The following is a 20097-nucleotide window of genomic DNA, read 5'->3' as shown; positions in this document are numbered from 1 at the left end:
AGGTCCCCGGCGCCCGGCTCCTACCGCCGCATGCGTCCGGCGGCCTCGGCGAGCACCTCGTGCATGCGCTCCTTGGCCCGCGCCTTGGCGGCGTCCTGCGCGATGCGCTCGGCGATCGGCAGGTCGGCCAGCGTGGTGACCTTGAGGTTGGTCTCGCTGCCGGCCACGATGGCGACCGGCTCGCCCGGCAGGTAGTCCACCACCACGCGCGTGTCGTCGGTCGGATGGAAGTCCGGGTCCTCGGCGGCCCTGGCGTACGCGTCGCGGATCGTGGCGAAGCGGAAGGCCTGCGGGGTCTGCGCGCGGAACGTGTTCGGACGGTCCGGCACCGAGTCGACCACCTTGCGGTCGCCCAGGTCCCGGGTGAGCAGCACGGTGTCGGTGGAGGCGACGGCCACGGTGGCGGCGCGGTATTCGTCGAGCGCGTCGATGCAGCCGTCGATGGACGAGCGCAGCACGAACGGGCGGACGGCGTCGTGGATGAGCACCTTGGCGTCGGCGGGGATGCCGTTGGCGGCGAGCGCGTCGAGCGCGGCCATGGTGCTGTCCACGCGTTCGGCGCCGCCGTCGATGATCAGGCGCACCTTCGGGTAGCCGGCCCCGTCCACGAGCTCCTCGACGGCCGAGCGCACGCGCGGGTTCACCACGACGACGATGTCGGTGACGCGCGGGTCGGTTTCGAAGGCCTCGATGGACCAGGCGACGATGGCCTTGCCGCCCACGGACACCAGCTGCTTGGGGTTGTTCGGGTCGAAGCGCGTGCCGAAGCCGGCGGCCAGCACGACCGCCACGACGGGCGCGTCGGCGTGTGATTCGTTGTCAGTCATAAGCACCACCCTATAACGTCCCGTCCGGTCACGCGCGCACGATGAGCGCCAGCATGCGGCCCTCGTGCGCCTTGCCGGCGAGCGCGGCGCGGCGGTGGGAGAACCACAGCGGGTTTTCGAGCGTGCACATGCTGTGGCGCACCCGCCCGATGCGCTCGGCGAGGTCGGCCGGGCCCTCGCCGTCCTCCGCGCACAGGGCGGCGAGCTCGGGGTCCGCCTCGAGGTACTGGGTGGCGGCGTTGACGCGCGGGCGGGAGCTCACCACGTTGTCCGCGGGGACGCCGGCCTTGGCGAGTTCGAGCATGGCGGCGTGGTTGATGTCGATGCCGGGCTTGCCGAAGCGGGAGAGGGTGAACGATCCGGGGAACTGCGCGTCGAAGGCGTCGGCGATCTCGTCGCCCACCTCGTAGCAGTCGCCGCAGATGGCGGGGCCGAGCGTGGCGACGATGCGCGCGGGGTCGGCGCCCTTGAGCGCCATGAGCTCCACGGTCGCGCCGATCACGCCGCGTTCGAGGCCTCGCCGGCCGCAGTGGGCCGCGCCGATCACGCCGGCCTCCGGGTCGGCCATGAGCACGGGCAGGCAGTCGGCGGCGAACATGCCGAGCGCGAGCCCGGGCTGCGTGGTCACCTGGCCGTCGGCCTCGAGCACGCGGCCGGTCGCCGCGCCGTCGGCGTCCTTGGTGCCGGAGAGGTCGTTGGGGCCGTCCACCTCCACGGCCACGCCGGAGTGCACCTGGCTCACGAGGCTCAGCGGCGCGCCCACGGCGTCGGCGAGCGCGGCGCGGTTGGCGGCCACGGCGTCCGGGTCGTCGCCCATCTTGCCGCCGAGGTTGAGGTGCGCGAAGTCGCCGGCGCTCACGCCGCCGAGGCGCGTGGTGTATACGACGGTGACGCCGGGGGCGAGCGCGATCGGGATGGTCACCGGTATGGGGCGGCCCTGATCGTCGGTGGGGCTCAGTTCGTTGCTGTTGAGGATCTCGTTGTCGAAATCGGCCATGGTCGGCTCCTTATGCGTTCGTTCTTCGGCGTTATTCGGCCGCTATTCGGCCTTGAGGGTGGGCTTGCGGGTGCGCGAGCGGATCGCGGCGTTCACCGGCACCCGGTGCGGGCAGGGGAACGAGAACACGTGCGCGGGGTTGTTGATGGCGGGCACCCAGTTGCCGTCCGCGTCGCGCAGGCCGTCCGCGGGCACGTCGTATTCGAGGGGCGCCTCGCCGGGCAGCAGGAATTCCACGTGCTGGCCGGGCTCGATCTTGTTGCGGCTCATGATGGTGACGCGGCCGCCGTCCTCGCCGCTCCAGCCGAGCACCTCGCCCACGACGAGCCACGCGCGGAAGTACGCGGAGCGGTTCGTGTTCTGCGTGACCTTGCGGTCCGGGTAGTAGAACCCGGTGGAGTAGTCGCGGTGGGCCACCTTGTCGGGCTCATCGAGCAGCCAGTCGGGCAGCTTGACGGGCGGGGCCGGGCGCACGGGGGCGTGGTGCCAGCCGTCGGGCAGGATCTCGGCGGCGGTGTTGGACTTGCGGCGGGTGGAGCGGGCGTGGTAGCTCAGGTCGTCCGGCTCGGCGGCGGCGCCCGGCTCCGGGGCCGCGGTGGGGCGCTCCCCCGGCACGCCGGCGAAGGCCTCGTCGGCGTGGGCCATGATGCGGTCGGGCTCGCGCTCGGCGACCTGCGCGAACGCCTCGAAGTCGGGGTCCGAGGGGCGGATCACCCGGTCGCGGAAGGGCTTGAGGACGTTGCCGTCCGCGTCCTCGAAACCGCGCTGGACCATGTATTCGTTCACGGCGGTCTTGTATGCGTTGGTCATGGCGGCGATGTAGTAGGCGCTCTTGGAGCGGCCCTCGATCTTGAGGCTCGTGGCGCCGGAGTCGATGAGGTCGTCGATGTGCTCCATCATGCACATGTCCTGCGAGTTGAACAGGTAGGCGCCCTCCTCGGTCTGCTCGATCGGGTAGTACTCGCCGGGGCGCTTCTCCTCCACGATCGAATACTTCCAGCGGCAGGACTGCGCGCATTCGCCGTGGTTGCCGTCGCGGCCGGTCAGGTAGTTGGAGAACAGGCAGCGGCCGGAGAAGGCCATGCACATGGCGCCGTGGACGAAGCATTCGACGTCCATGTCGTCGGGGATGCGGGCGCGGATGTCGCGCACGGCCTGCAGGTCCATCTCGCGGGCGAGCACCACGCGGCGGGCGCCGAGCTCGTACAGGGCGTTGGCGGCGCCGTAGTTGGTCACGCCGGCCTGCGTGGAGACGTGCAGCTCGAGGTTCGGGGCCACGGCGTGCGCGGTCATCATCACGCCGATGTCGGTGACGATGAGCGCGTCCACGCCCGTGTCCTTCAGCTGACCCACGTATTCGCGGATCGACTCGACCTCGTTGTTGCGCGGCAGCACGTTGAGCGTCACGTACACGCGGGCCCCGTGCGCGTGGGCGTAGCGCGAGCCCTCCTCGAAGTCCTCGAGGCTCAGGTTCTTGGGCGCCGACCGCATGCCGAACGCCTTGCCGCCGCAGTACACGGCGTCCGCGCCGTAGTCCACGGCGGTCTTGAGCCCCCTGAGGTTGCCGGCGGGGGCCAGCACCTCGGGCTTCCTTCTCGTCTTGATCGTCATATCGTCCCTCATCATCCCCACCAGTGTAGTGCAGGGGGTTCTGGAGGCTCCCCTCCCCGCCTCACCGCAGCCCGCGCACCACGGCGGCCAGACGCCCGGCGGCCGCGGCGAATTCGTCCGGCGTGGTGTAGGCGTAGCTCAGGCGCAGGGAGTTGTCGCCCTCGAAGTCGTAGATGTCGCCGGGGTTGAGCAGCACACCCGCCTCGACGGCCTTGGCGAACAGGCGTCCCATCGGCATCGGCTCGTCGAACGTCAGCCAGATGTAGAAGCCGCCGGAGGGCGTGTTCCAGTGCGCGACGCCGCCGAACAGCCGGTCCAGCGTCGCCAGCGCGGCGTCCCGGCGGCGGCGCAGCTCCACGCGCAGTTCGGCCAGGAAGCGGTCGTACATGCCCGAATCGAGGAACCGGGCAAACACCCACTGCGACAGGCGGCTCGCGCCGTAGTCCATCTGCATCTTCACGTCGGCCAGACGGTGCACGATCGGCTCGGGCGCCACGATCCACCCGATGCGCAGGCCCGGGGCCAGCGCCTTCGACGCGCTGCCGAGGTAGATGACCATGCCGGTCTCGTCCATGGACTTCAGAGGGGCCGGCGTGTCCGCACCGTCGAAGACGAGGTCCTGGTAAGCGCCGTCCTCGATGATCGGCAGGCGGTCGGTCACGCAGCGCGCCATGAGCTCGCGGCGCCGCTCCGCGTCCATGGTGACGCCGGTGGGATTGTGGTTCGTCGGGATGGTGTACAGCACGGATCCGCCGCCGCGGCCCGGCTTGGCGGAACGGCCAGTTCCCCGTCTGGCATGCGGCGCGTCCCCGTTCGCGGCGACGACCGCGCGGTGCAGGGCGTCCGCGTCGATGCCGCGGCCGTCCATGCGCACGCCCTCCAAGTGCATGCCCGCCGACTGGAACACCTGCAGCGACTTGATGTAGCTCGGCGCCTCGGCGAACACGGTGGACCCCGCGCTCAGCAGGCTCACCGAGATGATCTGCAGCGCCTGCAGCGCGCCGGACGTCACGAGCACCTGGCCGGGGGTCGCCTCGACGCCCAGCCGGCGCATGTGCGCGGCGATGGCCTCGCGCAGTTCGGGGACGCCCTCCGGCTCCGGGTAGCCCATCGACGTGATCTCGTCCGCCGCGGCCGTGAGCACGGTGCGCCACATGTCCCTCGGGAAGAGCCGCGGGTCGAGCTCGCCCGTGCCGAGGCGGGCCATCGACGGGTCGAACTCCAGACGGTTGATCGCCTGGATCGTGTCGTTGTTCGCCTTGAAGAACCCCGACGAGACGTAGTCGGCCCAGTCGGGCGAGCCGTGCAGCATCAGCGACCACGTGTTGCTCGCGATGCGCGTGCCGGCGCCGTGCAGGCTTTCGACGACGCCGTAGTCGGTCAGCTCGCCCACGGCCGCGATGATCGTGGACCGGTTCACGCCGAACCCCTCGGCCAGCGCGCGCTGCGAGGGCAGGCGGGAGCCGATGGGCCACGCGCCGCCGGAGACCTGACGGCACACGTACTGCACGATCTGCTCGGTGAGCGGCGTGGCGGACGTCCTGTCCGGTTTCCAGTCGACGGCGATCGGGGCCGGTCTCGCCATGGGAGCTCCTTTTCCTTACGATTGCGGCGCGATCGCGCCCAGACGAGGGGCCGCTGACATTTTGGTTGCCTGACATACCGGCACTTTGGCTGGTTGCCAACGGATATTGTACCCCTACAATGAATGCCCGGATATAAGGAAACATTGCGATTGCAATGGATTCAGCCAAGTGGCGATGCTGTTGTGATGCAGTTTGGTTGGATGGGATGAGCCCACCAAACTTGACTTGGCTGATCGGGAAGAAAGTGTGGACGGTAGTCATGGGGTTCTATCTGCAGGGACTCACGGTCGGGTTGGCGTACATCGCGCCGATCGGCATGCAGAATCTGTTCGTCATCAACTCGGCGCTGACCAAGACGCGCCGCCGCGCGCTGCTGACCGCGCTCGCCGTGATCGTGTTCGACGTGGCGCTCTCGCTGTCGTGCTTCTTCGGCGTCGGCTCGCTCATGCAGCGCTACGAGTGGCTGCAGCTGGGCGTGCTGGCCGTGGGCGGACTGGTGGTGATCCGCATCGGCGCGGGCCTGCTGCGCGCCAAGCCGGAACCGGCCGCGGACGCGGACAGGGGCCGGAAGGCCGCCGCGGACGCCGACGGCATCGGGCGCACCATTTCCACGGCGTGCGTGGTCACGTGGTGCAACCCGCAGGCCATCATTGACGGCACGCTCATGCTCGGCGCGTTCAGCGCCACGCTCACCGCGTCGCAGTCCACGCCGTTCATCACCGGCGTCGAGACCGCGTCCGTCAGCTGGTTCATCGGCATCACGCTGCTCATCTCCGCGTTCCGCGACCGGTTCAGCCCGAAGGTCATCACCGTGCTCAACAAGGTGTGCGGCGCGGTCATCGTCGCCTACGGCATCAAGCTCCTCGTCGAGTTCGCCATGACCGTCATGGCCTGACGGGCGCGATTCGGGGCGCCGGCATTTGACGGGCCATAACTCAACGGACCGGGGCGAGGAGGCCTCCGACCCGCCGAGTTATGGCCCGTCAGGTTATGGTCGGCCATGCTATGCTGGCGGCGTCACAACCGTTCCATCGGAGGCGTAACAATGACCGCAGTCAACAGCATCTCAACCAAGGAAGGCGAGGATCGGTAACCGCCGTTCGGGCGGATTCCCAAGGATTTCATGGCACAGCCACACTCGCGGGCACGGCGCGTGCGCAATGCGCGACCGGGCCGGCGCAAGCGTGCCCGACTGCGGTTGCACGGTCCTTTCATCGGCGGCGCGGCGCAACCCGCCGCCTTGATTTGAAAGGCATTGTTACGGTGCATTCCACCGAATTCATTCATATCGACCATATCGACGACGAACCCGCGCTGCGGCTCGACCGCGTCGCCCGCTCCTTCGGGCGCGGCGACGGACGGCGATGGGCCGTACGCGGCGTGACGCTGAGCATCGGACCGGGGCAAATCGTCTGCCTACTGGGACCGAACGGCGCGGGCAAGACCACCACGATGAAGATGATCGCCACGCTGCTGACGCCGGACGCGGGAACGATCCGCATTTGCGGCGTGGACGCGGTGCGCGACCCGCGCGGGGCGAGGCGGCACCTGTCGCTGCTGCTCGGCGGCGACCGCGGCTTCTACGCGCGGGTCAGCGCCATCGACAACCTGCGCTATTTCGCCTCCGTGGCCGGCGTGCCGCGCAGGCTGCGCGAGACCCGCATCGACGAGGCGCTGGATCGCGTGGGGCTCGCCAACCGGGCGGACGCACGCGTGGAGACGTTCTCGCGCGGCATGACGCAGCGTCTGCACATCGCCCGCGCGATGCTGAACCGCGCGCCCCTGCTGCTGCTCGACGAACCGACGAACGGGCTGGATCCGGAGCACGCGCGGGACGTGCGCGCGCTGGTGGAGTCGCTCAGGGCCGACGGCACGGCGATCCTGCTCACCACGCACGTGATGGCGGAGGCCGAGGCGCTGGCCGACCGGATCGACATGATCATGGACGGCCGGATCGTGGCGTCCGGAACCAAGGAGGAACTGGCCGGCGCATTGGCGAACGAATCGGCGGCGGACGGCATGACGGGGACGGCCCCGGCCACGCAACCGGCCCCACGGTCGCTGGAGGACGTCTACCTCGCGCTGCTGGACCGAGAACGTGGCATGAACGCCCGGAACCACGGGGAGGTTGTGCGATGACCGTCTGGGACGACGCCCTCGACCTCCTTGCCGACGTCTGGTTCCACATGCGCGCGCTGTGGGCCACGCCGTTCTTCCTGCAGACCGCGCTGCTCACGCCATTCACGTTCTCGATGTTCCGTCTGATCGCCTCGCGCTGGCGGGTCGCCCCGGATCTGTGGTTCGACGCCTCGGCGAGCGGTCTGTGGGCCACGACCACCACGGCCGTGGGGATCATCGGATACCAACGGTTCCAAGGGGTGCTGCAGTATCAGGCGATGGGCGTCAAACCCGCGTGGGCGGTGTTCCTGCCGCCGGTGGCCGCCTCGGCGCTGATCGGCGTGGCGGGCGTGCCGGTGGCGTGGGCGACGGCCTCGCTGTTCGCCGGGCGGGCCATGATGCCGGAGGCGGCGCAGCTTGCCGGTCTGGCGTTGGCCGCTCTGGCCTGCGTGGCCTCCGCGGCGGCGCTGTCCGCGCTGTTCGTGCTCTCGCGGCGGGCGATCGCGTTCGAGCCGCTGGTGCTCACGCCCGTGTGGCTGCTGAGCGGCATCGTGCTGCCGGTGGACCGGTTCCCTGCCGTCGCACGCGCGATCGCGTTCGTCCATCCGCTGACGGCCGCGGTGTGGGTGGCCGACCGGCCTCGGATCGACGGTCCGGCGGCGGCCGCCGCGCTGTGGTGCCTGTTGCTGTGCATGGCGCTGCTGGGCTGCGCGGGCGCGGGTCTGCGGCGTGCACTTGGCCGGGCCGCGGTCGACGGCACGCTGGATTTGGCGTGAGGAGGTCGATCGAGATGGCGAATCACCTGACCGGACGGCCCCCGTCGGCCTTCCGCACCGCGTTCCGCGTGGCCCTGCGCACGATGCCCGACTGCGACTCCCCCGCGACGATCGCCGTGCAGGTGGCGGCCGCCCCCGCGTTCACGGCGCTGTTCTATCTGATGCTCGCCGCATCAGACTCCGGTACGGGCGCCGGCGACGCGACCGGCGCGCTGGCCGCGGCCCTCGCGTCCACGACCGGCGCCTGCTGCGCGCAGGCGAGCGTCGCCATGGCCTCCCTGCTCGCGCAGGACCGGTTCGCCGGCGTACTGCCGTATCTGACGGTCGGCGCGGGCCCGCAAGCCGCCCTGTGGGCCGGCAGGATCGCCGCGCAGCTCACGGTGTCGTCCGCGAGCGCCTGCTGCGCGCTGGCGGCGTCGCTCGCGGCGGGCGGCACGATGCCCGAACGCGGCATATGGCCGTTCATGGCGCTGCTGCTGTCTGCGTCGCTGGTCGCCTCGCTGGGTTTGGGTCTGGCGACCGCGGCGGCGAGCCTCGTGTGCGCCGACGCGCTGATGCCGGCCAATCTGGTGGGCTATGCGCTGCCGCTGTTGGGCGGCGTGGTGGCCCCGGTCGACGTGTTCCCCGGACCAATCGCCACGCTGGCGCGCGCATTGCCGGTCACGTGGATGACCGATGCGTCCCGCGCGCTGTCCGCGAGGGCCGTGCGGGACGCCGTCTCCGACATGGCCGTGGGGCTGTCCGTCGGCGCGGCGTGGGCCGTCGCGGCCGCGATGCTGTGGCGGCTGTGCCGGGCGAGGGCCAGGCGCCGCGGCGACGTGGCCGCCCTGTAGCCGGCCTCAGCCGAGCTTGGCGAGCTCGTCGGGCGTGAGCGCGAGGTCGCCGGCCTTGAACGAGTCGAGGAAGGTGGCGGGGCGATGGCAGCCGGGGATCACGAACATGTGGTCGCCCTGCGCGAGCTCCCAGGCGAGGGTGACCTGCTGGTGACTCACGCCGCGCGCCGCCGCCACCTCGCGGAACGGGTCGAACAGGTGCTCGTCGTACGGGTGGCGGAAACCGCCGAGCGGGCTCCAGCACACGAACGCGAGGCCCAGCTTGGCGCAATAGTCGAGCACGTCGCGGGTCTCCGTGTGGACCGGCGAGAACTGGTTCTGCACGGCGATCAGACGGTCGCCCAGAATGCCGCGGGCGATGTCCAGCTGCTCGATCGTCACGTTGGAGACGCCGGCGTAGCGGGCCACGCCCTGATCGAGCAGTTCGCGGATCGCCTCGATGGATTCGCCGTAGGGCACCTCCGGGTCGTGGCGGTGCATGTACAGCAGGTCGATCGCGTCCACGCCGAGCGCGAGGGCGGACTGCTTGCCGTATGCGATGAGGTGCTCGGGCTTGCCGTCGCGCGGCCAGATCGGCTTGCCGGCCTCGTCGAAGTCGCGGCGCAGCCCCACCTTAGTGGCCACGAGCACCTCGTCGCGCGGGCCGTGCCAGCTCTCCAGCGCCTCTCGGGTGAGCTTCTCGCCGGTCTGCTCCTCCTCGCCGGGGGCGTAGTAGGCCCATGCGGTGTCGATCATGCGGCATCCGGCGTCAAGTCCGGCGTGGATGGTTTCAAGCGCCGTCTCGTGGCTCGGGTAGCCCTCGATGGTCAGCCCCATCTCGCCGAGCCCGACGGCGGTGGTGCGGAAAGGCCCGATGTTGCGGTACAGCGTCATATGCGTCTCCTTCGTGCGTTTGCCCTGCCTGATTCCGCGTCCATCTTCGCGCATGAGCATGACCGGACCGCGACGCGCCGGGCCGCCAATGTGACCAGCGCCACACTGCGGGCGCATTCACGCCCCGCAATCCGCATGATCGCAAGGAATCACTACATCTAGTGCCGGTTCATGAAACGCGACACGACAGTTAGTGTTCTTGACGGCAAATCACACGCATGTAATCTATATCCAGACTTCAGCGAAGGGAGCGTTATGACCATCACCGTGTTCACCAAGCCTCACTGCCCGCAGTGCGACGCCACCAAGCGCCAGCTCAACAAGCTCGGCCTCCCGTTCGAGACCGTCGACCTCGAGCAGAACCCGGAGACCCTCGCGCAGCTGCAGGCCGCCGGCTTCCGTCAGGCGCCCGTGGTGATCACGCCCGACGCGTCGTGGACCGGTTACCGCCCCGACCTGCTGCGCGCGCTGGCCAAGCAGGCCGCCGCCCAGCCCGCCGCGACCGCCTCCGTCGCCGCGTGAGCGCGGAGCCGCTCGGCACCCTGGTCTACTTCTCGTCCGCGTCGGAGAACACCGCGCGCTTCGTGGCCGGATGCCATTTGGAGGACGAGGGGATCGACGTGCGCCGCATCCCGCTGCGCGCCTCGGAGCCGCCCCTGACGGTGAGCCGCCCGTTCATTCTCATGGTGCCCACCTACGGCGGCGGCGTGGTGAAGAAGGCCGTGCCGATCCAAGTCAAGAAATTCCTCAACGACCCGGCCAACCGCCAGTGGATCCGCGGGGTGATCGCCTCCGGCAACACGAACTTCGGCGAGGCCTACGGCGCCGCGGGGGACATCATCGCCGCGAAGTGCCACGTGCCGTACCTCTACCGCTTCGAACTCATGGGCACGCCCGAGGACACGCGCAAGGTGCGCGACGGCGTGGCGCGGTTCTTCCGGGAGATGAAGGCGGACGGAACAGGCGGCGCGAACGGCGCCGAAGCGGCCGGCCGCTGACGGCGGACGGCGCACCGGCCCACGGCATTCCGCCGAACCGACGGATCACGGATCGGACCAAGGAGCCGCGGACACCGGATCGAGCCGTTTCGCCCGCTCCCACGTCGTCTGGCGGCCGGCCGGAAAATGGAAACGCTTGCAACCGCGTGGTGACGATATGGGCACAGTGTGCCCACGATGTGCCCACATCGTCACCACGCGCAAAACGCACCTCCACACTCCCGCCCCGCCCAGACCAGACCGCATCGGCCGCATGGCGGAAACAAAAAACGAAAAACGGAGAACGGTCGCGCCGCGAAACAACCGCAACCGAGAAACCCAGCAATCCTGGAAATCAGAAGGAACACCACAAGGAAAGGGACCCACGCATGTCAGCATTCGACGCGACCGAGCTGCCGCTCGACAACACCGCGGACACCGCCACCGAGCAGTACGACCCGGCGCACGACTACCACGCGCTCAACGCCATGCTCAACCTGTACGACGCGGACGGCCGCATCCAGTTCGACAAGGACAAGGCCGCCGAACGCGAATACGTGACCGGGCACGTGGCCGCGAACACCGTGAAGTTCGACGGCACCGCCGAACGCCTCGAATACCTGACCGGCAACCAGTACTACGACCCGGCCGTGTTCGCGCAGTACTCCCCCGAGTTCCTGGACCGCTTCTACGCGCGCGCCGCCGCCAGCGGCTTCGAGTTCGGCACGTTCCTCGGCGCGTTCAAGTTCTACACGTCCTACGCGCTCAAGACGTTCGACGGCAAGCGCTACCTCGAGGACTTCCCGCAGCGCTGCGCCGCCGTGGCGCTGGAACTCGCGGCCGGCGACGAGGGCGAGGCCGTCCGGTTCCTCGACGCCATGATCTCCGGCGAGTTCCAGCCGGCCACGCCCACGTTCCTCAACCTCGGCAAGGCGCAGCGCGGCGAGCCCGTCAGCTGCTTCCTCGTGCGCATCGAGGACAACATGGAGTCCATCTCGCGCGGCATCAACGCGGCCCTGCAGCTGTCCAAGCGCGGCGGCGGCGTGGCCCTGCTGCTGAGCAACCTGAGGGAGCTCGGCGCGCCGATCAAGCACATCGAGAACCAGTCGAGCGGCGTGATCCCGGTCATGAAGCTGCTCGAGGACTCGTTCTCCTACGCCAACCAGCTGGGCGCGAGGCAGGGCGCCGGCGCGGTGTACCTCAACGCGCACCACCCGGACATCCTGCGCTTCCTCGACACCAAGCGCGAGAACGCGGACGAGAAGATCCGCATCAAGTCGCTGGCCCTCGGCGTGGTGATCCCGGACGTGACCTTCGAGCTCGCCAAGCGCAAGGCGCCCATGGCCCTGTTCAGCCCGTACGACGTGGAGCGCGTGTACGGCAAGCCCTTCGCGGACATCTCCGTGACCGAGCACTACGACGAGATGGTGGCGGACGACCGCATCAGGAAGACGTACATCGACGCGCGCGAGTTCTTCACCACGCTCGCGGAGATCCAGTTCGAGTCCGGCTACCCGTACATCGTGTTCGAGGACACGGTCAACCGCGCGAACCCGATCGAGGGCCGCGTGACCATGTCCAACCTGTGCTCGGAGATCCTGCAGGTGCAGGAGGCGAGCGAATACAACGAGGACCTCACCTACAGCCACGTGGGCCGCGACGTGTCCTGCAACCTCGGCTCGCTCAACATCGCCAAGGCCATGGACGCCGGCCTCGCCTCCACGGTGGAGACCGCCATCCGCGCGCTCACCGCCGTGGCCGAGCACACGCGCATCGACGCGGTGCCGTCCATCCGCCGCGCCAACGACGAGGGCCACGCGATCGGCCTGGGCCAGATGAACCTGCACGGCTTCCTCGCGCGCGAGGGCATCCAGTACGGCTCCGAGGAGGGGCTCGACTTCACCGACATGTACTTCATGACCGTCGCCTACCACGCCTACCGCGCCTCGCACGCGCTGGCGGTGGAGAAGGGCCGCGCGTTCGCCAGCTTCCCCTCGTCCGCGTACGCCAAGCCCGCCGGCGAGGGCAACTACTTCGACAAGTACACCGACGGCCGCCGCTCCCTCGAGCCCTGCACCGAGCGCGTGCGCGAACTGTTCGCCAAGTTCGGCGTGGCGATCCCCACCGCGGACGACTGGAAGGCGCTGCAGGCGGAGATCATCCGCGACGGCATCTACAACCAGAACCTGCAGGCCGTGCCGCCCACCGGGTCGATCTCGTACATCAACCACTCCACGAGCTCCATCCACCCGATCGCCTCGAAGATCGAGATCCGCAAGGAGGGCAAGATCGGGCGCGTCTACTACCCGGCCGCGTACATGACCAACGACAACCTCGACTACTACCGCGACGCCTACGAGATCGGCTGGAAGGCCATCGTGGACACCTACGCCGAGGCCACGCAGCACGTGGACCAGGGCCTGTCCCTGACGCTGTTCTTCCCGGACACCGCCACCACGCGCGACCTCAACAAGGCGCAGATCTACGCGTGGCGCAAGGGCATCAAGACCCTCTACTACATCCGCATCCGCCAGCAGGCCCTCGCCGGCACCGAAGTGCAGGGCTGCGTCTCCTGCATGCTGTAAACGAAAGGATTTCCCCAATGCCGCCCATTTCCATCCCCCGCAAGCCCCTGAAGCTCATCGACCGCGTCAGCGCGATCAACTGGAACCGCCTCGAGGACGAGAAGGACCTCGAGGTGTGGGACCGCCTCACCGGCAACTTCTGGCTGCCCGAGAAGGTCCCGGTCTCCAACGACATCCCCAGCTGGCAGAAGATGAGCGAGGACGAGCACGTGCTCACCATGCACGTGTTCACCGGCCTCACCCTGCTCGACACCATCCAGGGCACGGTGGGCGCGGTCTCCCTCATCCCGGACGCGCTCACCCCGCACGAGGAGGCCGTGTACACGAACATCGCGTTCATGGAGTCCGTGCACGCCAAGAGCTACTCCTCCATCTTCTCCACGCTGTGCTCCACCAAGGAGATCGACGCGGCGTTCGACTGGAGCGAGAACAACGAGTTCCTGCAGAAGAAGGCGCAGATCGTGCTCGACTACTACGAGGGCGACAACCCGTACAAGCGCAAGGTCGCCTCCACGCTGCTCGAATCGTTCCTGTTCTACTCCGGCTTCTACCTGCCCATGTACTTCTCCGCGCACGCGAAGCTCACCAACACGGCCGACGTGATCCGCCTGATCATCCGTGACGAGGCCGTGCACGGCTACTACATCGGCTACAAGTACCAGAAGGGCATCGAGCGGCTCACGGACGCGGAACGCGAGGAGCTGCGCGAGTACACGTACGACCTGCTCAACGAGCTGTACGACAACGAGGTGGACTATACCGAGTCGCTGTACGAGCGCGTGGGCCTCACGGACGACGTGGAGAAGTTCCTGCGCTACAACGGCAACAAGGCGCTCATGAACCTGGGCTACCCGGCGCTGTTCCCCGCGGAGGCGTGCGACGTGAACCCGGCGATCCTCGCGGCCCTGTCCCCCAACGCGGACGAGAACCACGACTTCTTCTCCGGCTCCGGCTCCTCCTACGTGATGGGCAAGGCCGAGGAGACCGACGACGAGGACTGGGACTTCTAACGCGATCGGTCCAATCTGTGCCCCCTTGCGCGCAGGTTGGACCGATTGCCGCATAATCGGCCGGTCCGAGACGTGATTTTCGCCCCGTTCGGTCCAATCTGCCTCCGAGAGTGTGCAGATTGGACCGAACGGGGCTTTTGTTTGCGTCACCGGCCGCCGAAGGAGCCGCCGCCGGAGCCGCCCGACGAGCCGCCGAACCCGCCGCCGGAGAACGATCCCCCGGAGCCGCCGAATCCGCCCGAGCCACCCGACGACGAGGACGAGGGCGCGGCGGCCTGGATGGTGGAGCCGATGTCCGCGAAGCCGGCGTCGAGCTGCGTGCCGATGCTGCCGAAGTCGCCGGAGAACGCGGACGGCCCCTCGAGCGGGCCGGCCATGCCGCCGGAGCCCGCAGCCGATCCCGCCGCCGAGCCGTAGGATGCGCCGCGCCATGCGCGCGAACGGTAGTTCCAGTACAGCAGCGACCCGGACGCGTTGTCGTCCAGCCAGTCCGGATCCATGACCTCGGGGTACGCCTTGGCGAGTTCGACGAGCGCGCGGTCTGCGATGCCGAACGCCGTGGCGTACACCAGATAGCGGTCCCACAGCACCAGATCGGCGGTGCCGCGGTCGGTGAAGTCGCTGAAGTCGGTGAGGTAGCGGTACAGGCCCAGCACCTGCCCGGCGTACCGCTGCCCCGCGTCAGTGATGGTTATGCGGCCGCGGTAGTAAAACGCGAACAGGGAGACGAACATCATCGGCACGCTGACCACGGCGAACAGCGCCAGATTGCCGGAGATCCCCACGAACACGATCGCGGACAGCACCGCCATCACCATGCCGAACACGGCGGCGGTCGCGGCCGCGCCGCCGCCGGAACGCGTGGCGCCAAGCATCGCGTACTCGCCGTCGCACGCGGAGTCGAAGGCCCCCACGCGCACGTAGCCGTCCTTCCAGTCCTCGCAGGCGAGCTTCATCTGCCGCATGTCGAACACCGGGGAGCCGATGCGCCGCGAGATCGCCTTGAGCAGTTCCAGCGCCGCAAGCTCGCTCGGGCTCAGCCGCAGGGACTGTTCGGCGCCCGGTTCCAGCGCGGCGGGCAGAATGACGATCGTGTTGGTCTCCCTCACGGAGGCCGCGCGGGCGCCGTCATCGCCGATCAGGCCGGACAGCTTCACGGCGTTCGCCCGGCTCATGTCGATGCCGCGGTACAGGCTCGACGGTCCGGGGTAAATGGCGAGCGCCTTCTTGGAGGCGAGCGAGAGGACCGTGGCGCTCATGCGCCGGTCGCCGCCCTTCGCGTCGCCCTTGAGGTCCATGAGCTTGGCCATGGTCGCCGCGCTGGCGGGGCTCATGTCCGGCGGTTCGCGCCAATACCCCACGTCGCCGTGGTACCGCGAGCGCTTCCAGCTGCGCAGGGCGCCCGCCATGGCCACCACGCACAGCACGGCGCCGATCAGCGTGGGGACCGCCCACATGGCCAGTTCGATGCGCGCGCGGACGCGCTGCTGGCTGCGCCACAGGGTTTCCTGACTGGCTTCGTCGGCCTGCAGGGCGGACAGGTACGAGCCGTTCGCGTAGCGCATGAACGCCGAATCGGACTGGGCGAAGCCGGCGTCGAACGCGCCCACCACGTCGAGGTGGTTACCCCGGCGCACGTCGTACGCGGTGAAGACGAGCTCGCCGTTCGCCCCGCGCTTGGTTTCCGACGTGCCGGAGTAGTGCAGCCAGCCCCAGGAGTTGCCGGCGTTCACGCCGTCCGGGAAGCGCACGGTGCCGGTGACCTTGCCGACGGGCGCCTGATTGGCCGGTCCCATGGGCTCCCATTGGAACGAGGCGATGTCGCTGTGGCGGGTGACCGCGCCCGTGAAGGTCATGGTCACGTCGAATTTGAGGCTGTTCGCCTGCTTGGTGACGGGGATGTTCCAGCCGATCTCCACGGTCCGCGCCGAGGTGCCGGACGTGTCGGGCTCGTAGGGCTGCGGGTCGTCGTCCCCGCCGGTCACGTCGGCGATGTACCAGTGCCTCGCGTAGTCGCTGTTCCACGTGTTATCGCCAACGCCGCTCGGGCTGGCCGGGTCGGTTTGCGTGTACGTTTCGCCGGTGGCGGCGTTGGTGACGCTCACGTCCGTGATGGCCGCGAGGTTCGCGCCGAGGCGGTACTGCTGGTAGAGCTGCTTCCACGGTCGCACGTTGTCGTCGGCGTCCGTGCGCTTGTTGAGGCGCATGTCGATGTGCTGCGTGACAACGAAGCGGCCGTCCGGCTGCACCGTCACGTCGTAGTCGAGCGAGCGGTAGGTCATGTCCGCGCTCGACGACCCGCCGCGGGCGCCCCATGCGGAGACCAGCGCGATCGAGAGGATCAGCACCGTGAACAGCGCCGCGCGGATGGCGCTGGAGATGGCCCGTTTGCCGTCCATGTGCAACCCCGTGGCCGGACGGTCAGAACTTCACCTGCGGCGCCTCGCGGGCCGCCTCGTCCACTTGGAAGTACTGCGCCTGCTCGAAGTGGCCCATGCCGGCGACGATGTTCGTGGGGACGGTCTCGATCCGGGTGTTGTACTTGAGCACCACGTCGTTGTAGAACTGGCGCGCGTAGGCGATCTTCGACTCGAGCTCCTTGAGCTGGCCCTGCAGGTCCATGAAGTTCTGGTTCGCCTGCAGCTGCGGGTAGGCCTCCGCGGTGGCCTGCAGGTTGAACAGCGCGCGGCTCAGCTCATTCTCCGACTGCATGCGCCGGGCCACGTCGCCGCTTTGCGCGGCCGCCACCACGCCGGCGCGGGCGGCCGTCACCTGCGTGAGCACCTGCGACTCGTGGCCGGCGTACCCCTTGACGGTCTCCACGAGGTTGGGGATCAGGTCGGCGCGCTGCTTCAGCTGCACATCGATCTGCGCCCATCCGTTCTTCACGCGGTTGCGCAGCGCCACCAGACCGTTGTACGCGCCGATGCCCCACAGCACCAGCGCCACGATCAGCACCACGACGACGATCAGGATGATCCAACCCATATCCGCTCCTTTGCTTGGCTTGCCCGGCATCCGTCCGCGGACGCGTTAGGCTCCATTGTGACACGCACGGCGGATGCGGTCTTTGAGGCGCGCGGAACGGACGCTCGAATTCACCGCTCGAATTCGGGGCCGAAGTCCGGCCTGCGCATGGCCCTGCGCTCAAGCCGGCGGGCGTTGAGATACACGCCGTAGGAGACGAAGAAGAACACCACGTAAAGCGCGAACAGCACGACGAGCGCCGGCCGCAGCCACGCGAACCGCAGCAGGAACACGCCCATGGTGATCATGAGCACGCCCCATACGCCCGCCGCGATGAGCAGACGGTTGCTGATTTTCCGCCACCAGACGTGATCGTGCATGTACCGTGTCCTTTCCGTATCGGGATGCGTTGGCCGCGCCGTGCCGTGTTACGTTGGGGCCGCTGGAGCCGTGCCGTCTCGCCGCGCTACCGCTTGTAGTCCCAGATGCCGCGGCTGTCGCCGTACCGGTGGCTTGATTCGATCGCCGCGTCGCCCGCGGCCACCTTGGCCGTCGCATACACATAATAGGCGATCGCACAGTAGACCGCGTAGCCCAGATAGATGCCCATGAGCTCGCCGCGGGAGAACCACCACCACATGAACGGCATGCCGGCGAGCAGTACCACGCCCGCCACGGCCGCCACGACGAACATCCACGCGCTGACCTTTTTCCACAGCCTTGCGTGCCTCATGCGACTTATCCCCCATCCCCGGGCCCGGCCGATGCGTCGCGGCCCGCTTGCGCACCGCCTTCAGCGTACACCCGCGCGGTTATGCACCGCGGGAGGAAGTGGATTGGCGTTTGTCCACGCCGACGGTGGAATACGGGTTGCCGCGATGAAGGTTGTGCACCGCCACGCGCACGTGATGTGGACGAGGCGCCCGTCAATCCGCCATCACCAGCTTTCCCCAAAACCGTCAATCGCCCATACGCCGGTAAATATCGCGTTCGAGTTCCCGCTTCACCTGCGCTGGACTGAGCCGACGGTAGACATTCGCGGGAGACACATACCCGGCATCGTGAAGATGCGTGGCAATCCGCATCGGCGCCGTCACCGCATACTCCTCCGGCGTACACACAATTTTCGAAAACATGGCGACCAACGCCGATTCGTCCGCCGTCTCGCGCGCCGACTGAGACGCGCGATCATTCTCCTGCTTGGAGATTCGGTTCCAATCGAGTCTCCACCCTGCGTCGTGCGCAATGAGATCCCAGAATGCGCGTTGGGCGCGTCCATTGCCTTCACGGAACGGGTGGAGGATATTGAAATTGTCATAATTGGCGGCAAGACGATCCACGAACGTTTTTCTATCCATTCCGCGCAGCAGATGGTCATCCTTGAGCGTACGCTCGGAATACCGCACGCCCATGGCGAAGACCTCCAACGGCTGGAACACCTGCCCGGTTCCTTTGGCGATGTCCACGGTCCTGATTTGGCCGGCCCAGTCATAGACGTCCTGAAACAGCTGATGATGAATCCACTGCAGCTGTTCCAACGTGCCCTTGGCCCGAGGCGGATCCGCCCGCAATTCCAAGGCCCTGGCGGACACGAGGTCGTTTTCCGCCGCCTCCAGATCCTCGCTCGTCGCGGCGCCGACCAGATTGCACAGGACATTGGTGCCGGGAATCAGGTACGGGTCAAAGGCCGCGGGCAATTCGATCATGCGACGCCCAATCCGTAACGCCGACGCGTACGGTCGAGCAATTCGCGCACGTCGATGTTCCCGTCAACGTAGTCGCGTGCGTCATCCCGAAAAGCCTGGGTGACGTCGCCGCCTTCCAGATGCGCGGAATGAATGACCTCGGCCACATCGGCGGTGCGCGATTCAAATCCCGTCATCATCAGTGCCTCCCTTGCCGTCAATCATAGCGTCGGCTCAGCGGGCGGTGCTGCCGCGCAGGACCAGCGCGGAGGGGATGTTGAACACCTCGGCGTCCTGACGCTCGCCGGCGATGCGCGCGAACAGCAGACGGGCAGCGCGCGAGGCAAGGATCGGCAGCGAGACGCGGATGGAGGTGAGCGTCGGCTCGCTGACGCGTGCCACGATGTCGTCATCGAACCCGATGATCTGGTAGTCGCGCGGCGCCTCCTTGCCGCGGCGGCGCATGGCGGCCATGAAGCCGATGGCCATGAGGTCGTTGTGCGCGATCACCGCCTGCGTGGGATGCTGCGCGTACTTGTCCGCGAACGCGAAGCCGCCCTCGAACGTGGGCGAGCCGGGCCAGAGCCGGCGCACCTCCATGCCCTGCGCCTTGCAGGCCGCGGCGATGGTGTTCCACCGCACGCCCACGGACCACGAGGTGGCGGGCCCGTCGAGGTAGGTCACGCCGTCCACGCCCTGCGCGCGCAGGTAGTCGACGGCCTGCTGCACGCCGGGGGCGTTGTCGATGAGCACGCTGTGCACGCCGCGCATGGCACGGTTGATCACCACGACCGGGCGGGACTGCGCGCACTTGCGGATCATGGCGTCCGGCATGCGCGACGAGGTGAGGATCACGCCGTCCGCGTAGGCGACGACCTTGTCGAACGCGGAACGCTCCAGCGACGCGTTCTCGCGCGATTCGGACACGATGAGGCTCATGCCGTGCGCCGCGCACTCGCGCTCCACGCCGCGGATGATGTCGGAGAAGAATTCGTTGGCGATGTCCGGCACGATGATGGCGATGAGCCCGCGCTGCCCGCGGCTCGGCACGGTCTCCACGGGCGCCGCATGATAGCCCAGTTGGTCGGCCGCCTCGAAGATGCGCTTGGTCGTCGCCGCGCTCACGCGGTCCGGCTTGGCGAACGCGCGCGACACGGTGGACGGCGACACGCCCGCCAGCTTCGCCACGTCGCGGATCGTCACTTTCCCGCCGGCGTCCGTGCCGGCATGTTCCTGTTCCTCGGTCATATCG

The 20097-nt window shown here is 68.3% G+C and carries 20 protein-coding genes; 8 read left to right on the top strand and 12 right to left on the bottom strand.

The window, feature by feature from the left end:
* Positions 1-20: 20 nt before the first annotated feature.
* The 4 genes from DSM100685_RS05060 to DSM100685_RS05045 form a co-directional block, all read right to left on the bottom strand.
* A complete protein-coding gene (locus tag DSM100685_RS05060) occupies positions 21-827 on the bottom strand; it encodes an IspD/TarI family cytidylyltransferase (RefSeq protein WP_152350263.1) in 807 nt (268 codons plus the stop codon).
* A gap of 28 nt (positions 828-855) precedes the next feature.
* Complete coding sequence (locus tag DSM100685_RS05055; protein ID WP_152350262.1) at positions 856-1824, bottom strand: purine nucleoside phosphorylase YfiH/LACC1 family protein; 969 nt, start codon at positions 1822-1824, stop codon at positions 856-858.
* Between the two features lie 42 nt (positions 1825-1866).
* Positions 1867-3435: a peptidase U32 family protein gene (locus DSM100685_RS05050; RefSeq protein ID WP_152350280.1), complete on the bottom strand. Its 1569-nt coding sequence runs from the start codon at positions 3433-3435 to the stop codon at positions 1867-1869.
* A gap of 61 nt (positions 3436-3496) precedes the next feature.
* Entirely contained in the window at positions 3497-5020 is a 1524-nt protein-coding gene (locus tag DSM100685_RS05045) for an aminotransferase-like domain-containing protein (protein WP_152350261.1), read from the bottom strand.
* Positions 5021-5280: 260 nt separating this feature from the next.
* Here DSM100685_RS05045 and DSM100685_RS05040 point away from each other — a divergent pair, with 260 nt between their 5' ends.
* From DSM100685_RS05040 to DSM100685_RS05025, 4 genes are all read left to right on the top strand, one after another.
* The gene (locus DSM100685_RS05040) at positions 5281-5916 is read left to right on the top strand and encodes a LysE/ArgO family amino acid transporter (RefSeq protein ID WP_152350260.1); all 636 of its coding nucleotides are present in this window, start codon (positions 5281-5283) and stop codon (positions 5914-5916) included.
* 368 nt (positions 5917-6284) lie between these two features.
* Positions 6285-7160, top strand: coding sequence for an ABC transporter ATP-binding protein (locus DSM100685_RS05035; protein ID WP_204314281.1), 876 nt, complete (start codon positions 6285-6287; stop codon positions 7158-7160).
* Positions 7157-7915 carry an ABC transporter gene (locus DSM100685_RS05030; RefSeq protein WP_152350258.1) on the top strand — a complete coding sequence of 253 codons (759 nt, stop codon included), beginning with the start codon at positions 7157-7159 and terminating at the stop codon, positions 7913-7915. Before DSM100685_RS05035 ends, DSM100685_RS05030 begins: the two co-directional genes overlap by 4 nt.
* Positions 7916-7929: 14 nt before the next feature.
* Entirely contained in the window at positions 7930-8748 is an 819-nt protein-coding gene (locus DSM100685_RS05025) for an ABC transporter permease (protein WP_152350257.1), read from the top strand.
* Positions 8749-8754: 6 nt separating this feature from the next.
* On the opposite strand, the gene DSM100685_RS05020 is transcribed toward DSM100685_RS05025, so the two are convergent.
* The gene (locus tag DSM100685_RS05020; protein ID WP_152350256.1) at positions 8755-9621 is read right to left on the bottom strand and encodes an aldo/keto reductase; all 867 of its coding nucleotides are present in this window, start codon (positions 9619-9621) and stop codon (positions 8755-8757) included.
* A 255-nt stretch (positions 9622-9876) separates the two neighbouring features.
* Between DSM100685_RS05020 and DSM100685_RS05015 the strand changes: the two genes are divergently transcribed.
* The 4 genes from DSM100685_RS05015 (at position 9877) to nrdF (ending at position 14193) form a co-directional block, all read left to right on the top strand.
* Entirely contained in the window at positions 9877-10143 is a 267-nt protein-coding gene (locus DSM100685_RS05015; RefSeq protein ID WP_152350255.1) for a glutaredoxin family protein, read from the top strand.
* Positions 10140-10619 carry a class Ib ribonucleoside-diphosphate reductase assembly flavoprotein NrdI gene (gene nrdI / locus DSM100685_RS05010; protein WP_240811889.1) on the top strand — a complete coding sequence of 160 codons (480 nt, stop codon included), beginning with the start codon at positions 10140-10142 and terminating at the stop codon, positions 10617-10619. Before DSM100685_RS05015 ends, nrdI begins: the two co-directional genes overlap by 4 nt.
* 368 nt (positions 10620-10987) lie before the next feature.
* Entirely contained in the window at positions 10988-13183 is a 2196-nt protein-coding gene (nrdE, locus tag DSM100685_RS05005) for a class 1b ribonucleoside-diphosphate reductase subunit alpha (RefSeq protein ID WP_152350254.1), read from the top strand.
* 17 nt (positions 13184-13200) lie between these two features.
* Positions 13201-14193, top strand: coding sequence for a class 1b ribonucleoside-diphosphate reductase subunit beta (nrdF, locus tag DSM100685_RS05000; protein WP_152350253.1), 993 nt, complete (start codon positions 13201-13203; stop codon positions 14191-14193).
* Between the two features lie 146 nt (positions 14194-14339).
* Here nrdF and DSM100685_RS04995 read toward each other — a convergent pair whose 3' ends face one another.
* The 7 genes from DSM100685_RS04995 to DSM100685_RS04965 all read right to left on the bottom strand — a co-directional run bounded on the left by DSM100685_RS04995 (position 14340) and on the right by DSM100685_RS04965 (position 20093).
* Complete coding sequence (locus tag DSM100685_RS04995; protein ID WP_152350252.1) at positions 14340-16592, bottom strand: DUF2207 domain-containing protein; 2253 nt, start codon at positions 16590-16592, stop codon at positions 14340-14342.
* 22 nt (positions 16593-16614) lie between these two features.
* Entirely contained in the window at positions 16615-17181 is a 567-nt protein-coding gene (locus DSM100685_RS04990) for a LemA family protein (RefSeq protein ID WP_152350251.1), read from the bottom strand.
* Positions 17182-17291: 110 nt separating this feature from the next.
* Positions 17292-17540, bottom strand: a complete 249-nt coding sequence (locus DSM100685_RS04985) for a hypothetical protein (RefSeq protein ID WP_152350250.1) — start codon at positions 17538-17540, stop codon at positions 17292-17294.
* Between the two features lie 86 nt (positions 17541-17626).
* The gene (locus DSM100685_RS04980) at positions 17627-17893 is read right to left on the bottom strand and encodes a hypothetical protein (RefSeq protein ID WP_152350249.1); all 267 of its coding nucleotides are present in this window, start codon (positions 17891-17893) and stop codon (positions 17627-17629) included.
* A 226-nt stretch (positions 17894-18119) separates the two neighbouring features.
* Positions 18120-18866 (bottom strand): Fic/DOC family protein, encoded by a 747-nt coding sequence (locus tag DSM100685_RS04975; RefSeq protein ID WP_204314282.1) that lies wholly within the window; start codon positions 18864-18866, stop codon positions 18120-18122.
* A complete protein-coding gene (locus tag DSM100685_RS04970; protein WP_239512649.1) occupies positions 18863-19045 on the bottom strand; it encodes an antitoxin VbhA family protein in 183 nt (60 codons plus the stop codon). The genes DSM100685_RS04975 and DSM100685_RS04970 overlap by 4 nt, the downstream gene beginning before the upstream one ends.
* Positions 19046-19079: 34 nt before the next feature.
* The gene (locus DSM100685_RS04965; RefSeq protein ID WP_152350248.1) at positions 19080-20093 is read right to left on the bottom strand and encodes a LacI family DNA-binding transcriptional regulator; all 1014 of its coding nucleotides are present in this window, start codon (positions 20091-20093) and stop codon (positions 19080-19082) included.
* Positions 20094-20097: the final 4 nt, after the last annotated feature.

The sequence above is a fragment of the Bifidobacterium avesanii genome (genome assembly GCF_009299475.1).
Taxonomy (GTDB): Bacteria; Actinomycetota; Actinomycetes; order Actinomycetales; family Bifidobacteriaceae; genus Bifidobacterium; species Bifidobacterium avesanii.
This window is presented reverse-complemented; position numbering and strand designations above follow the sequence as displayed.

What these genes read in the sequence shown, in the direction of transcription:
- DSM100685_RS05040 (WP_152350260.1), top strand. Translation starts at nt 5,281, where the DNA reads ATGGGGTTCTATCTGCAGGGACTCACGGTCGGGTTGGCGTACATCGCG.
- DSM100685_RS04985 (WP_152350250.1), bottom strand. Translation starts at nt 17,540, where the DNA reads ATGCACGATCACGTCTGGTGGCGGAAAATCAGCAACCGTCTGCTCATC.
- DSM100685_RS05025 (WP_152350257.1), top strand. Translation starts at nt 7,930, where the DNA reads ATGGCGAATCACCTGACCGGACGGCCCCCGTCGGCCTTCCGCACCGCG.
- DSM100685_RS05050 (WP_152350280.1), bottom strand. Translation starts at nt 3,435, where the DNA reads ATGACGATCAAGACGAGAAGGAAGCCCGAGGTGCTGGCCCCCGCCGGC.
- DSM100685_RS04970 (WP_239512649.1), bottom strand. Translation starts at nt 19,045, where the DNA reads ATGATGACGGGATTTGAATCGCGCACCGCCGATGTGGCCGAGGTCATT.
- DSM100685_RS05030 (WP_152350258.1), top strand. Translation starts at nt 7,157, where the DNA reads ATGACCGTCTGGGACGACGCCCTCGACCTCCTTGCCGACGTCTGGTTC.
- DSM100685_RS04975 (WP_204314282.1), bottom strand. Translation starts at nt 18,866, where the DNA reads ATGATCGAATTGCCCGCGGCCTTTGACCCGTACCTGATTCCCGGCACC.
- nrdE (WP_152350254.1), top strand. Translation starts at nt 10,988, where the DNA reads ATGTCAGCATTCGACGCGACCGAGCTGCCGCTCGACAACACCGCGGAC.
- DSM100685_RS05020 (WP_152350256.1), bottom strand. Translation starts at nt 9,621, where the DNA reads ATGACGCTGTACCGCAACATCGGGCCTTTCCGCACCACCGCCGTCGGG.
- DSM100685_RS04980 (WP_152350249.1), bottom strand. Translation starts at nt 17,893, where the DNA reads ATGAGGCACGCAAGGCTGTGGAAAAAGGTCAGCGCGTGGATGTTCGTC.
- DSM100685_RS04995 (WP_152350252.1), bottom strand. Translation starts at nt 16,592, where the DNA reads ATGGACGGCAAACGGGCCATCTCCAGCGCCATCCGCGCGGCGCTGTTC.
- DSM100685_RS04965 (WP_152350248.1), bottom strand. Translation starts at nt 20,093, where the DNA reads ATGACCGAGGAACAGGAACATGCCGGCACGGACGCCGGCGGGAAAGTG.
- nrdF (WP_152350253.1), top strand. Translation starts at nt 13,201, where the DNA reads ATGCCGCCCATTTCCATCCCCCGCAAGCCCCTGAAGCTCATCGACCGC.
- DSM100685_RS04990 (WP_152350251.1), bottom strand. Translation starts at nt 17,181, where the DNA reads ATGGGTTGGATCATCCTGATCGTCGTCGTGGTGCTGATCGTGGCGCTG.
- DSM100685_RS05060 (WP_152350263.1), bottom strand. Translation starts at nt 827, where the DNA reads ATGACTGACAACGAATCACACGCCGACGCGCCCGTCGTGGCGGTCGTG.
- DSM100685_RS05045 (WP_152350261.1), bottom strand. Translation starts at nt 5,020, where the DNA reads ATGGCGAGACCGGCCCCGATCGCCGTCGACTGGAAACCGGACAGGACG.
- DSM100685_RS05055 (WP_152350262.1), bottom strand. Translation starts at nt 1,824, where the DNA reads ATGGCCGATTTCGACAACGAGATCCTCAACAGCAACGAACTGAGCCCC.
- DSM100685_RS05015 (WP_152350255.1), top strand. Translation starts at nt 9,877, where the DNA reads ATGACCATCACCGTGTTCACCAAGCCTCACTGCCCGCAGTGCGACGCC.